This is a genomic window from Mycobacterium sp. 20KCMC460 (assembly GCF_022179425.1).
GTDB classification, from domain to species: Bacteria; Actinomycetota; Actinomycetes; order Mycobacteriales; family Mycobacteriaceae; genus Mycobacterium; species Mycobacterium kiyosense.
This window is the reverse complement of sequence record NZ_AP025524.1, coordinates 1,722,889-1,735,743: the sequence shown is the minus strand read 5'-3', so window position 1 is coordinate 1,735,743 and position 12,855 is coordinate 1,722,889. Positions and strand designations below refer to the sequence as shown.

Genomic DNA, 12,855 nt, shown 5'->3' with positions numbered 1-12,855 from the left:
GCCCCTTCCATTGCTATTGCGATCGCAGGCTCGTCAGCAGCAGGCTAATGGACGCCCGCAGTCAACACGCCGGCCCGCCCCCAGCCGGGGCTTCGCGCTTAGCGAAACGAACGCATCACGATTCGGTCTAACCTGAGCCAACACCTGGCCCGACGCCCGATCCGGACCCGGCGAACTAAGTAACATCGGCCCCATCGGCACCATACGTAACACCCTCTACGACATCGTCCGAGACCTCGAGGACTTCTCGGAGGCTAAAGGCCGCCCAGCCGCCGATTACCCGGACGACTACGCGGACGACACCGCCGACACCGACAGCTGGGCACGCGACGACTACGACGACTACGACGGTGACGACTACGACGACGAAGAGTGGGCCTGGCCGGCCAATCGTCGCTGGCGCCCCATCGCTCTCTTCTTCGGCGCCGTCGTCGCCGTCGGAGCGGTCGCGACCGCCGTCATCATCAACAGCGGCGACAGCGCGACCACCAAGGCCACCGTCGGCGCACCGACCCCGCGCAGCGTGATTTCAACCACACCCCGCAGCCCGGCCGCGCCCAGCACTCCACCGAGCACCGCGCGCACACCGCTGCCCCCGGAAACGGTCACCACGTTGACGCCGCCGAGCAACGCGCCCACCCGGATACCCACCGCAGCGCCCGTCCCCACCGCCACTCCCCCGGGCGCCGCCCTGAGCCCGCGCACGGTTGTCTACACGGTGACCGGCACCAAGCAGCTCTTCGACCTGGTGAACATCGCCTACACCGACGCGCGGGGCTTTCCGGTGACGGAGTTCAACGTGGCACTGCCGTGGACGAAAGTCGTGGTGCTCAACCCGGGCGTGCAGACCGAGTCGGTGATAGCCACCAGCATCTACGGCCAGCTGAACTGCTCGATCGTCAACGCCCAAGGTCAGCTGGTCAAGGCCTCGACCAACAACTCCTCGATCGCCACCTGCACCCGCTAAGAGCTCAGGCCCAGCTCCCGCATCCGCTGGTCGTGGGTCTGCTGCAGCCGTTCGAAGAACGTTCCGAGCTGGCCCAGGCCGCCGCTACCCGACACCACCAGGTCGACCAGCTCGTCGTGGTCGGCCAGCAGGAACTGGGCCTGCGTGATCGCCTCCCCGAGCAACCGGCGAGCCCACAACGACAGGCGGCTGCGCTGCTTGCCGCTGGAGGTGACCACGGGCCGTACCTCGTCGACGACGAACTGCGAGTGCCCGGTCTCGGACAGCGCCGCACGGACCACGTCGGCGACCTCGTCGGGCAGCCCGCCGGCGATCTCCAGATAGAGGTCAGCGGCCAGGGCGTCGCCGACGTAGGTCTTCACCAGCGCTTCCAGCCAGGTACTCGGAGTGGTCAGCCGGTGGTAGTTCTCCAGCGCCGACACATACTTCGACATCGCCGGGACGACGTCGACACCCCGGCTTTCCAGTGCGTCGCGCAGCAGCTCGTAATGCCCCATCTCGGCGGCGGCGATGCTGGCCATCGAGATCCGGCCCTGCAGGTTGGGCGCCATCCGCGCCTCGTCGGTCAGGCGGTAAAAGGCCGCCACCTCGCCATATGCGAGCACGGCGAGCAACTCGTTGACACCGGGGTGATCGGCTGACAGCCGCGGCCTGGGCGAATCCGCCAACTCGTCGGCGGATGGGGGCGGTGGCATGGGCAACACTCTAGTAGGCCGTCGCAGAGCGCACCGTGTCCCGCCGGGCGACCAGGTATGATGGCGAATTGGTAGTGGCTGAAGCTGTGCTGCCACCGCCGAGGAAATGTGCGTGCACGGAGCCGCCCGCTGTCAAGACCAGACAATGCGGGCCCGGCGACATAGTCGGATTCGGAACTCGTGCGCGCGTGAACCGCACACAGAGAAGTACCGATTCAACTTCGACTACTGTCCCCGAAAGGCTCTCCAACCAGGTATGACTGCACTCAAACCCAACACTGAACTGACCCCCGAGCCAGGATTCGCCGACCTCGGCGTCCGCGACGAGATCGTCCGCGCCCTGGCCGAAAAGGGCATCGAGACCCCGTTCGCCATTCAGGAACTGACGCTGCCGCTGGCGCTGGCCGGCGAGGACGTGATAGGCCAGGCCCGCACCGGCATGGGCAAGACCTTCGGGTTCGGCGTGCCGCTGCTGCAGCGCGTCACCTCCGAGACCGCGACACGACCGCTGACCGGAGCCCCGCGGGCGCTGGTCGTGGTACCGACCCGCGAATTGTGCCTGCAGGTCACCGGCGACCTGGCGACCGCGGCCAAATACTTGAAGGCCCCCAAGGACGACGGCGGCGAGCGTCCGCTCTCGGTGATCTCCATCTACGGCGGCCGCCCCTACGAGGCGCAGATCGAGGCCCTGCAAAAGGGCGCCGACGTCGTGATCGGCACGCCGGGACGGTTGCTCGACCTATGCCAGCAGGGGCACCTGCAGCTGGGTGGGCTGTCGGTCCTGGTGCTCGACGAGGCTGACGAAATGCTCGACCTGGGCTTTCTGCCCGACATCGAACGCATCCTGCGGCAGATCCCCGCCGACCGGCAGTCGATGCTGTTCTCCGCGACCATGCCGGACCCGATCATCACGCTGGCCCGTACGTTCATGACCCAGCCCACCCACATCCGGGCCGAGGCGCCGCACTCGCTGGCGGTGCACGACACCACCGAGCAGTTCGTCTACCGGGCGCACGCTCTGGACAAAGTGGAACTGGTCAGCCGGATCCTGCAGGCCGAGGGGCGCGGCGCGACGATGATCTTCACCCGCACCAAGCGCACCGCCCAGAAAGTTGCCGACGAGTTGAACGAGCGCGGGTTCGCCGTCGGCGCCGTCCACGGCGACCTCGGCCAGATCGCGCGTGAGAAGGCGCTCAAGGCGTTCCGCTCCGGTGACATCAACGTCCTGGTCGCCACCGACGTGGCGGCCCGCGGCATCGACATCGACGACGTCACCCACGTCATCAACTACCAGTGCCCCGAGGACGAGAAGATGTACGTCCACCGCATCGGGCGCACCGGCCGCGCCGGCCGTACCGGTGTCGCGGTCACTTTGGTGGACTGGGACGAACTCGAACGCTGGACGATGATCGACAAAGCGCTGGGACTGGGTTCGCCCCACCCGGCCGAGACGTACTCCAATTCGCCGCACCTGTACACCGAGCTGTCAATCCCGACCGACACCGGCGGCGCCGTCGGCGCACCGCACAAAGCCCCGGCCAAGCGTCGGGAAACCAGTCGGGAAACCAGCAGCGACGACTCGGCCACCCGGCCGGCGCGTCGTGCCAACCGGCGCCAGCGCACCCGCGGCGGCAAGCCGGTGACCGGCCATCCCGCCAACCCGGCCGGCACCGGTGACGCCGCTTCCGAGTCGGGCACGCCTGCGTCGGCTCCTGCCGGCTCGGGCGCGGCGGCCACCTCGGCGCGGCGGCGCCGGCGTCGGCGCAAGCCCGCTGACGCCTCTCCGGCGACCAACTGACGCGGCCCCGCTGAGGCCCCTCGATGGTCCGACCCGAGCGCCGCACCAAGGCCGACATCGTGGCCGCCGCGGCGATCGCCATCGTGGTCGCCGTCGCGGCTGGGCTGATCTGGTGGACCAGCGACGCCCGGGCCACCATCAGCCGGCCCGCGGCCGCTCCCGTCGCGACTCCGGCCACGGCCCGGGAGGTGCCGGCCGCACTGCACCAACTCTGGTCGGCCCCCAGCCCGGCCACCCGGGTTCCGGTGGTGGTGGGCGGGACCGTCGTCACCGCGGGCGGACGACTGGTGGAAGGCCGCGACGCCGGCACCGGCCAGACCCTGTGGAGTTACTCCCGCGACACCGACTTGTGCGGAGTGACCTCGGTGTACCACTACGCCGTCGCCGTCTACCGGGACGACCGGGGCTGTGGCCAGGTCAGCACCATCGACGGCTCGACCGGGCGCCGCGGCCCGGCCCGCAGCAGCTACGCCGACCCGCGGGTGCGTTTGTCCTCCGACGGCACCACCGTGCTGTCGGCGGGGGCCACCAGGCTGGAGATGTGGCGTTCGGACATGGTCCGGATGATGGCCTACGGCGAAACCGACGCCCGGGTGAAGCCGTCGGCGCGCGGCCTGCACTCGGGTTGCACGCTGGAATCCGCGACGGCCAGCTCGTCGCAGGCGGCGGTGCTGGAGTCGTGCACGAACCAGGCCGATATGCGCCTGCTGCTGTTGCGTCCCGGCAAGGAGGACGACGAACCCCAGCAGCAGGTGGTGCAGGAACCCGGGTTGCGTCCGGGCACCGGTGCCCGGGTCCTGGTGGTTTCGCAGAACCGCACCGCGGTGTACCTGCCTGCCCCGCAGCCCCGCGTCGACGTGCTGGACGAGACCGGCACCACGGTGGCCAGCACACTGCTGGACGCGCCGCCGTCGGCATCCGCGGTGGCGTCGACCACCGGCGGCCTGGTCACCTGGTGGACCGGGGATTCGTTGCTGGTGCTCGAGGCCGGCAGCCTGACTGTGCGCTACACCATCGCCGCAGGTGAAACCGCCGCTCCGTTGGGGCCGGGCGTCATGATGGCCGGCCAGCTGCTGGTGCCGGTCACCGGTGCCATCGGCGTGTACGACCCGGTCAGCGGCGAAGCCAGCCGCTACATCCCGGTGGAGCGGCAACCCAGCGCTGCACCCGTCGTACCGGTGGTACTGGGTTCCCGGGTGATCGAGCAGCGCGGCGACACCCTGGTGGCGCTGGGCTGAAGCCGGGGCTCAGTACTCGACGGTGAACGTGGGCAGTGGCTTGCCGGTCTTCCAGTGCTTGAGCAGGGCCTCCGCCAGCTCGCGGTAGGCCACCGCGCCCTTGTTCTTGCGTCCCGCCAGCACTGACGAGCCCGACGCGCTGGCCTCGGCGAAGCGCACCGTCCGCGGAATCGGCGGCGCCAGCACCGGCAGCTCGTAACGGTCGGCGACGTCGAGCAGCACGTCGCGGGTGTGGGTGGTGCGCGGGTCGTACAGCGTGGGCAGCGCGCCCAGCAGCCGCAGGTCCGGGTTGGTGATCTGCTGGACATCGGCGACGGTGCGCAGGAACTGGCCCACGCCGCGATGCGCCAGCGTTTCGCATTGCAGGGGCACCATGACCTCGTCGGCGGCGGTGAGCCCATTGAGGGTGAGCACGCCCAGCGACGGGGGGCAGTCGATGATCACGACGTCGAAATCGTCGGCGATCTTGGCGAGCGCCCGTTTAAGCGCGTACTCCCGCCCGGCCCGCATCAGCAGCATCGCTTCGGCCCCGGCCAGATCGATGTTGGCCGGCAGCAGCGTCATCCCCTCCGCCGTGGTGACCAGCGCGGCGGACGGTTCCACCTCGCCGAGCAGCACTTCATGAACGGAAACGGGCAGTTTGTCGGGGTCTTGGCCAAGCGAGAAAGTCAGGCACCCTTGCGGATCCAGGTCGACGAGCAGCACCCGTTTTCCCTTGTCCACCATCGCCGCGCCGAGCGAGGCGACCGTCGTCGTCTTGGCCACACCGCCTTTCTGGTTGGCCACCGCCAGCACGCGCAACTCACTCACCAGCGTCGCTCCTCCTCGTCACTTCGCTCTGCAGCGTCGCCGACGCCGTTACGCTGCCCATCCTGGCACGTACCCGTCGGCGCCGGTCGGGTGGCGCACCCGGCCGGGTCCGGCGTGTCTCGGGCACAATCGCTGCCATGGGGGTCGACAGTCACCGGCTACTGCTGCTGCGACACGGCGAGACCGAATGGTCGAAAACCGGTCGGCACACCGGCCGCACCGACATCGAGCTGACAGCCGCCGGCCGGGAGCAGGCCGAGTTCGCCGGTGTCGTTCTCGGCGAGCTCGGCCTGGACGACCCCATAGTGATCTGCAGCCCGCGACGCCGCACCCTGGTCACCGCGGATCTGGCCGGGCTGATCGTCGATCAGGTGACGCCGCTGCTCGCGGAGTGGGATTACGGCGAATACGAAGGCCTGACCACGCCGCAGATTCGCGAATCCGACCCGGATTGGCTGGTGTGGACACATGGTTGTCCCGGCGGTGAAACCACCGCGCAGGTCAGTGAACGAGCCGACCGCGCCATCGCCCTGGCGTTGGAGAACATGGAATCGCGAGATGTGCTGCTGGTCAGCCACGGCCACTTCTCCCGCGCCGTCATCACCCGATGGGTGCAGCTTCCGGTGACCGAGGGTTACCGCTTCGGCATGCCCACCGCGACAATCGCGATCTGCGGGTTCGAACACGGCATCCGGCAGCTCAGCCAGCTCGGTCTGAGCTGCCATCCGCGACCGGCAGCTACCGCGTGAAGACCGAACCGGCGTTTGCGCTGAGCGGTCCACGGGGGACCTTGGTCGCCGAGCGGGCCCGCGAGCACTACCGCGATATCGCGGCGGCGCAAGCCGCGCTGCGCTCCGGGGAGGCACCAATAGTGCTGGGCGCGTTGGCATTCGACGCATCGCAGCCGGCCGCATTGCTAGTGCCGGAAACGCTGCGGCGCCTCGATTCGCTGCCGGACTGGCCCACCGGCCCGCTGCCGGCGGTGCGCGTGCAGGCAGCCATCCCGCCGCTTGCCGAGCACCGGTCCCGGATCAGCCGGGCCCGCGATCAGCTGGCAGCGCCGGAAAACCCCTTGCATAAGGTGGTGCTGGCTCGGGCCTTGCGGCTGCGCGCCGACGCACCGCTGGACGGCCGCGTCGTGCTGAGCCGGCTGATGGCCGCCGATCCCACCGCATACGGCTATCTGGTCGATCTGACCGCCGCGGGCGCGGCCTACGCCGGGGCGGCTCTGGTGGGCGCCAGCCCCGAACTGCTGGTGGCGCGCTCCGGGGAGCGGGTGGTGTGCCGCCCCTTCGCCGGTTCCGCGCCACGATCCCCCGACCCGGACGCCGACGCCGCGAATGCGGCCGCGCTGGCGGCATCGGCCAAGGACCGCCATGAGCACCGGTTGGTGATCGACACCATGCGCGCGGCACTGGAACCGTTGTGCGACGAGCTGACGACGGCCGACGAGCCGCAGCTGAGTCGCACCGCGGCGGTCTGGCATCTGTGCACCCCGGTGATCGGGCGGCTTCGTGAAAAATCCACTACTGCACTGGATTTGGCGCTGGCACTGCACCCCACGCCGGCGGTCGGCGGGGTTCCGGCCGGCGCGGCCGCCGAACTGATCGCAACACTGGAGGGCGACCGGGGCTTCTACGCCGGCACGGTGGGCTGGTGCGATGCGGCCGGCGACGGCGACTGGGTGGTGTCGATCCGTTGCGCGCAGCTGTCGGCCGACCGCCTTTCGGCGCTGGCTCACGCCGGTGGCGGGATCGTTGCCGAATCCGATCCCGATGGCGAAGTCGACGAAACCACAACGAAATTCGCGACCATTCTGAACGCACTGGGGGTCGAGCAGTGACACCGAACGTCCGCCGCGCCAGACCCGACGACGTCGCCGACATCACCGCCATGATTCACCAGCTGGCCGAGTTCGAGGACGCCGCCCAGCAGTGTAGCGTCACCGAAAAACAAATAGCCGCAGCGCTTTTCGGGAAAGACCCAACATTGCGGGGGCATGTCAGCGAGGTCGGCGGCCACGTCGCCGCCATGGCGCTGTGGTTCCGGAACTTCTCCACCTGGGACGGTGTGCCCGGCATCTACCTGGAAGATCTCTATGTGCGGCCGGACTTCCGCCGCCGTGGCCTGGCCCGCGGTTTGCTGACGGCGCTGGCCGGCGAATGCCTGGCGAACGGCTACACGCGGCTGTCGTGGGCGGTGCTGAACTGGAACACCGACGCGATCGCCTTGTACGACGGCGTCGGTGGGCGGCCACAGACCGAGTGGACGACCTACCGGGTGTCCGGCCCCGAACTGGCCGCACTGGCCGAACCGCGCTGATCGTCACCCGCGGCCCACCGCACCGCGGAAGCGCTGAACAGCAGGCCCAGCACCGCCAGCGCCAACAACCCCACCGGGATACCGAACAGCGGCCGGTGCGAACCGACCGCCAGATACCACGCCACCGGCAGCAGCAACAGCTGAGTGAACACGGCCAGCCCGCGACCCCAGCGACGACCCGTCGCCAGCGCGAATCCGCTAGCCAGCACCGCACCGCCGCACACCGCGAACCAGGCCGCGGTGCCCAACCCGTTGACGACGTGCTGGTCGGCGCCCGCCAGACCACGGACCACCAGGGTCGCAGCGATGACTAACGCCGCGATTCCCTGCGCCGCGACGACGAATCCGGCGCGTCGAACCGCACTCGGAGCTGGAAAGGCCACGGCGCCAGCGTAGTCGCGCGGACCAACCCCGGCCCGCGTGGAGCGGGAAGGGGCGCCGCGCCTAACGTTTGGCTCATGCGTGCCATGTTGATCGCCAACCCGATCGCCACCAGCATCACACCGGCCGCTCGCGAGCTGGTGACGCACGCGCTGGAAAGCCGCGTACAGCTCACCGTCGCTAACACCGAGCACGCCGGTCACGCGGACGAACTCGGCCGCACCGCGGTTGCCGAAGGCTACGACCTGGTCGTCGTGCACGGCGGTGACGGCACGGTGAGTGCGGTGGTCAACGGCATGCTCGGCCGGCCCGGCTCGACCCCGCCGGGCCCCGTCCCGGCGTTGGGAATCATTCCCGGCGGCTCGGCGAACGTGCTGGCCAGAGCCCTGGGCATCCACCGCGACCCGGCCGCGGCCAGCAACCAGCTGATCAACCTGCTCGACGAATACGAGCGGAGCCGGCAGTGGCGGCGCATCTCACTGATCGACTGCGGCGAGGTGTACGCCCTGGTCAATGCCGGCATGGGAGTCGACGCCGAAGTGGTCGAGGCGGTGGAGAAGGAACGCAAGAAGGGCCACAAGATCACGCCGCTGCGCTACTGGCGGGTGGCGGTGCCGGTGTCGGTGCGGTTCAGCCGCCGGGACCCCAACCTGATCCTGGAGCTGCCCGACCGCGAACCCGTATCGGGCGTGCACTTCGTGTGGGTCTCCAACACCAATCCCTGGACCTACAGCGACGACCGGCCCATGGTCACCAACCCGGGCTGCAGCTTCGAGTCAGGGCTGGGCATCTTCGCGCTCACCAGTATGAAACTGATCCCCACGTTGCGGTTGCTGCGCCAACTGCTGGCGAAGCGGCCCAAGCTGGAAGCCAAACAGCTGATCCGAGACGACGACGTGAGTTACGCGCGGATAACCAAGATGGCCGCGCCGGCGGCCTGCCAGTACGACGGCGAATACCTCGGCCTGCGCGACTCGATGACGTTCCGAGTGGTCCCGAGCGGTCTTGCGGTGGTTGCCCCGCGGCCCGGCTCGGAGTGAAAACAGGCTTCTGAGCTGCACGAATCAAGCTGTGACTCGCCCGCGACGAAACTGTGGGGCGCAAAAGGCCGAGTAGTGTAGTACAACTGGTTAAGGGCAAGGGTAAGAGATCGCTGAAGTGAGATAGCCCACGAGCCCGCGTAACACTATTGACATCTGTTGAGCCTGTGAAACGATCAAAAGGTTGCATGCGTCAGATATGCAAAGGTACGGAACCCCTTTCTTGTGCCGGGTTTAACAGCCAAGAAGAAATGCCCGTGCGCAGTGCTGCGCACATAGTGAGGAGTAGCTACTAATGGATTGGCGCCATAGGGCGGTGTGTCGCGACGAAGATCCGGAACTGTTCTTCCCGGTTGGGAACAGCGGGCCGGCACTCGCGCAGATCGCTGACGCGAAACTGGTCTGCAATCGGTGTCCGGTGACGACGGAGTGTCTCGGCTGGGCTCTGAACACCGGCCAGGACTCGGGCGTCTGGGGCGGAATGAGTGAAGACGAGCGGCGTGCACTCAAGCGTCGCAACGCCCGGACGAAGGCTCGCAGCGGAGTCTGACCCTAGATTCACTGCAATGCGGCCCCGGTTGCGACCGGGGCCGCATTGCTGCGTAACCACGCTCATAGCAGCAACCGGCCGCGTCGGCCGATCGGCACCCGCAGCACCACGTCGGTGCCGCGGTCGGCGCCCTCCCGCATGCCCAGCGACCCGTCCAGCTCGGCTGAGACGAGCGTCCGCACGATCTGCAAGCCCAGGCTGTCCGATTTCTCCAGGCTGAACCCCTCTGGCAGGCCGCGCCCGTCGTCGTGCACCACCACGTCCAGCCAGCGCGCTGACCGTTCGGCCCGGATGGTCACCGAACCTTCGGCGGCATCGGGATCGAAGGCGTGCTCGATCGCGTTCTGCACCAGTTCGGTGATCACCATGATCAGCGCCGTCGCCCGGTCGGAGTCCAACACACCCAGGTCACCGACCCTGTTGATCCGGATTGGTCGGTCCACCGAGGCGACATCGTTCATGATCGGCAGAATCCGGTCGATGACCTCGTCGAGGTTGACCTGCTCGTCCACCGACATCGACAGCGCGTCGTGCACCAATGCAATCGAGGACACCCGGCGCACCGACTCGATCAACGCCTCGCGCCCTTCCGCGTTGACCGTCCGGCGGGCCTGCAGACGCAGCAGCGCCGCCACCGTCTGCAAGTTGTTCTTGACCCGATGGTGAATTTCGCGGATGGTGGCGTCCTTGGAGATCAGCGCACGGTCGCGCCGTTTCACCTCGGTGACGTCGCGGATCAGGATCGCCGCCCCCGCGTTCTCCCCGTGCACCACCAGCGGCAGTGTCCGCAACAGCACCGTGGCGCCGCCCGCGTCGACCTCCATGCGCATGCTGGAGCCGCCAGCCAGCAGGTTGAGAATGTGTTCGGCCACCTCCTGGGCCTCGAACGGGTCCGAGATCAGCGGCCGGGTGACCTTGATCAGGTTGTGGCCTTCCAACTCGCTGTTCAGGCCCATCCGGTGGTAGGCGGACAACGCGTTGGGGCTGGCGTAGGCGACGATGCCGTCGACGTCGAGGCGGATGAAGCCGTCGCCGGCGCGCGGCGTGGACCGCGACATGGCCACGTCGCCGACATCGGGAAAGGTGCCCTCGGCGATCATGTGCAACAGGTCGGTGGCACAGTCCCGATAGGCGGTCTCGAGGTGGCCGGACATCCGCTGGGCCGCGGTCTCGGTTTGATGCTGGGTCAGCACCGCCACCACCTGTTCCCCGTAGCGCACCGGCGAGGCGATCACGTTGGGGCCGGGAACTGGTCCGGGAAGTTGCCATCCGCCCTGTTCGGCCGGGTCTCCCTGCTGCACCCCGCCCGACGAGAAAGCCTCGGCGACCAGGGGTAGGCGGTCGGCGGCGACGACGCTGCCCACTGCGTCGGTCTGCAGCACCGTCGGAGCGGTATTGGGGCGGCACTGCGCCACACACACCAGTACGCCGTCGTCGCGGCGCACCCACATCAGATAGTCGGCAAAGGACAAGTCGGCCAGTAGCTGCCACTCCCCGACTACGGCGTGCAGATGGTCGACGGCGTTGCCCGGCAGCACCGTGTGATCGGCGAGCAGGTCACCGAGAGTGGACATGAAACCCGGGGATTGCTCAGCTGATAACGGCGATCAGGTCGCCGGCCTGGATGACGTCGCCGACCGACACGCTCACCTTGCTGACGGTGCCGGTGACTTCGGCCAGGACCGGGATCTCCATCTTCATCGACTCGAGCAGCACCACGGTGTCGCCCTGGGCGATCTGGTCGCCTTCGCTGACAACGACTTCGAGCACGCTGGCCACGATCTCGGCGCGAACCTCCTCGGACATCCATCACCCCACTCGTCTCGGCCACTGCCCATGCTGTCTGCCCTGTCGGGCAATGTATATCGAACCATAAGACCGTTGGCGACCGCGGGGTGCGGGCGGTGGACAGCGTGGCGCGATCCGCATGAGACAATGGGAGGCAATTGCGCGGCTTTTCACCCCGCCCGCAGCGACAAACACCCTGACGAAACGAGGTTGGATCATGGCCAAGCGTGGCCGCAAGAAGCGTGACCGCAAGTACAGCAAGGCCAACCACGGCAAGCGGCCCAACGCCTGACGGGCGCTGCTAAGGCTGAATCTCCTCGCGGATGATGGTGGTGCGGCGGAATTCCAGCCGCAACCGCTCCCGCAGACCCTCCGGGGCCTTCTCACCGCTGCATTTGGTGGCAACCAGGGCCTTGATCCGTTCCTCGAGCCCGTAGTGCTGAAAGCATCCCGGGCACGCTTCGAGGTGCCTGCGCAGGCTCTCCTTCTTCTCCGGAGTGCACTCGCCGTCGAGCAGCGTCCACACCTCGGCAAGCACCTCGGCGCAGCCGAAGTCGTCGTGGTCGTGGGCGCCGGACGTGCCGCAGGACTCGCTCATGACGACACCTCCTCGTGCTGGCCACGGGTGAAACCGCGGTCCCTGGCGACGTCGGCCAGCAGTTCGCGCAGCTGACGCCGGCCGCGATGCAGCCGAGACATCACCGTACCGATCGGCGTGCCCATGATCTCGGCAATCTCTTTATAGGGGAAACCTTCGACGTCGGCGTAGTAGACCGCCATCCGGAATTCTTCCGGCAGCGCCTGCAAGGCCGCTTTGATCTCGGTGTCCGGCAGCGCTTCGAGCGCCTCGACCTCGGCCGACCGCAGCCCGGTTGAGGAATGCTCGGCGTTGGCGGCCAACTGCCAGTCGGTGATCTCGTCGGTCGGGTACTCCGAGGGCTGCCGCTGCTTCTTGCGGTAGCTGTTGATGTAGGTGTTGGTCAGGATGCGGTACAGCCACGCCTTGAGGTTGGTGCCCTCCCGGAACGACCGGAACCCGGCGTAGGCCTTGACCATCGTTTCCTGCAGCAGGTCCTCGGCGTCCGCGGGATTGCGCGTCATGCGCAGCGCGCCTCCGTAGAGCTGGTCGAGCAGCGGAATCGCATCGCGCTCGAATCGCGCCGTCAGTTCGGCGTCGGTCTCCGCCGGTTTGGGCGGCCCGGTCGCGGGAACCTCGGGCCCGGTCTCGCCATCGGTGTCGGCCATCTCGAGTACCACGGTCCCTTC

The 12,855-nt window shown here is 68.2% G+C and carries 16 protein-coding genes; 9 read left to right on the top strand and 7 right to left on the bottom strand.

Annotated features, from left to right (window positions below; genetic code table 11):
- Positions 1-223: 223 nt before the first annotated feature.
- On the top strand, positions 224-967 hold the full coding sequence (locus MKCMC460_RS08115) for an MmpS family transport accessory protein (RefSeq protein ID WP_238305979.1): 744 nt from the start codon (positions 224-226) through the stop codon (positions 965-967).
- Here the strand turns inward: MKCMC460_RS08115 and MKCMC460_RS08110 are convergent.
- Entirely contained in the window at positions 964-1,662 is a 699-nt protein-coding gene (locus tag MKCMC460_RS08110) for a ferritin-like fold-containing protein (RefSeq protein ID WP_236981433.1), read from the bottom strand. The genes MKCMC460_RS08115 and MKCMC460_RS08110 overlap by 4 nt on opposite strands.
- A gap of 256 nt (positions 1,663-1,918) precedes the next feature.
- Here MKCMC460_RS08110 and MKCMC460_RS08105 point away from each other — a divergent pair, with 256 nt between their 5' ends.
- A complete protein-coding gene (locus tag MKCMC460_RS08105; protein ID WP_236981432.1) occupies positions 1,919-3,460 on the top strand; it encodes a DEAD/DEAH box helicase in 1,542 nt (513 codons plus the stop codon).
- A 23-nt stretch (positions 3,461-3,483) separates the two neighbouring features.
- Positions 3,484-4,698 carry a hypothetical protein gene (locus MKCMC460_RS08100; protein WP_236981431.1) on the top strand — a complete coding sequence of 405 codons (1,215 nt, stop codon included), beginning with the start codon at positions 3,484-3,486 and terminating at the stop codon, positions 4,696-4,698.
- Positions 4,699-4,707: 9 nt separating this feature from the next.
- Here the strand turns inward: MKCMC460_RS08100 and MKCMC460_RS08095 are convergent, their stop codons facing one another.
- Positions 4,708-5,508 carry a ParA family protein gene (locus tag MKCMC460_RS08095; RefSeq protein WP_236981430.1) on the bottom strand — a complete coding sequence of 267 codons (801 nt, stop codon included), beginning with the start codon at positions 5,506-5,508 and terminating at the stop codon, positions 4,708-4,710.
- Between the two features lie 137 nt (positions 5,509-5,645).
- Between MKCMC460_RS08095 and MKCMC460_RS08090 the strand changes: the two genes are divergently transcribed.
- From MKCMC460_RS08090 to MKCMC460_RS08080, 3 genes are read left to right on the top strand one after another with little or no spacing between them, the layout of a single operon-like run.
- Positions 5,646-6,257: an acid phosphatase gene (locus tag MKCMC460_RS08090; protein ID WP_236981429.1), complete on the top strand. Its 612-nt coding sequence runs from the start codon at positions 5,646-5,648 to the stop codon at positions 6,255-6,257.
- On the top strand, positions 6,254-7,351 hold the full coding sequence (locus MKCMC460_RS08085) for an isochorismate synthase MenF (protein WP_238305507.1): 1,098 nt from the start codon (positions 6,254-6,256) through the stop codon (positions 7,349-7,351). The genes MKCMC460_RS08090 and MKCMC460_RS08085 overlap by 4 nt, the downstream gene beginning before the upstream one ends.
- Positions 7,348-7,830: a GNAT family N-acetyltransferase gene (locus MKCMC460_RS08080; protein WP_238305505.1), complete on the top strand. Its 483-nt coding sequence runs from the start codon at positions 7,348-7,350 to the stop codon at positions 7,828-7,830. Before MKCMC460_RS08085 ends, MKCMC460_RS08080 begins: the two co-directional genes overlap by 4 nt.
- On the opposite strand, the gene MKCMC460_RS08075 is transcribed toward MKCMC460_RS08080, so the two are convergent.
- Positions 7,782-8,213 (bottom strand): hypothetical protein, encoded by a 432-nt coding sequence (locus MKCMC460_RS08075; protein ID WP_238305504.1) that lies wholly within the window; start codon positions 8,211-8,213, stop codon positions 7,782-7,784. The two genes, MKCMC460_RS08080 and MKCMC460_RS08075, sit on opposite strands and share 49 nt — an antisense overlap.
- Positions 8,214-8,288: 75 nt before the next feature.
- On the opposite strand from MKCMC460_RS08075, the gene MKCMC460_RS08070 reads away from it, so the two are divergent.
- Together MKCMC460_RS08070 and whiB1 are read left to right on the top strand one after the other, a co-directional pair.
- Positions 8,289-9,251, top strand: a complete 963-nt coding sequence (locus tag MKCMC460_RS08070; protein WP_236981425.1) for a diacylglycerol kinase family protein — start codon at positions 8,289-8,291, stop codon at positions 9,249-9,251.
- Between the two features lie 295 nt (positions 9,252-9,546).
- Positions 9,547-9,801 carry a transcriptional regulator WhiB1 gene (gene whiB1 / locus MKCMC460_RS08065; RefSeq protein ID WP_036353357.1) on the top strand — a complete coding sequence of 85 codons (255 nt, stop codon included), beginning with the start codon at positions 9,547-9,549 and terminating at the stop codon, positions 9,799-9,801.
- 62 nt (positions 9,802-9,863) lie between these two features.
- Here whiB1 and MKCMC460_RS08060 read toward each other — a convergent pair whose 3' ends face one another.
- Positions 9,864-11,375 carry a sensor histidine kinase gene (locus MKCMC460_RS08060; RefSeq protein ID WP_236981424.1) on the bottom strand — a complete coding sequence of 504 codons (1,512 nt, stop codon included), beginning with the start codon at positions 11,373-11,375 and terminating at the stop codon, positions 9,864-9,866.
- Between the two features lie 16 nt (positions 11,376-11,391).
- Complete coding sequence (locus MKCMC460_RS08055) at positions 11,392-11,607, bottom strand: biotin/lipoyl-binding carrier protein (RefSeq protein ID WP_236981423.1); 216 nt, start codon at positions 11,605-11,607, stop codon at positions 11,392-11,394.
- 199 nt (positions 11,608-11,806) lie between these two features.
- On the opposite strand from MKCMC460_RS08055, the gene MKCMC460_RS31700 reads away from it, so the two are divergent.
- Positions 11,807-11,881 (top strand): 50S ribosomal protein bL37, encoded by a 75-nt coding sequence (locus MKCMC460_RS31700; protein ID WP_089025046.1) that lies wholly within the window; start codon positions 11,807-11,809, stop codon positions 11,879-11,881.
- Positions 11,882-11,890: 9 nt separating this feature from the next.
- Here the strand turns inward: MKCMC460_RS31700 and rsrA are convergent, their stop codons facing one another.
- Together rsrA and MKCMC460_RS08040 are read right to left on the bottom strand one after the other, a co-directional pair.
- Positions 11,891-12,187 (bottom strand): mycothiol system anti-sigma-R factor, encoded by a 297-nt coding sequence (gene rsrA / locus MKCMC460_RS08045; RefSeq protein WP_236981422.1) that lies wholly within the window; start codon positions 12,185-12,187, stop codon positions 11,891-11,893.
- Positions 12,184-12,834 (bottom strand): sigma-70 family RNA polymerase sigma factor, encoded by a 651-nt coding sequence (locus tag MKCMC460_RS08040; protein WP_238305978.1) that lies wholly within the window; start codon positions 12,832-12,834, stop codon positions 12,184-12,186. Before MKCMC460_RS08040 ends, rsrA begins: the two co-directional genes overlap by 4 nt.
- Between the last annotated feature and the right edge of the window lie 21 nt (positions 12,835-12,855).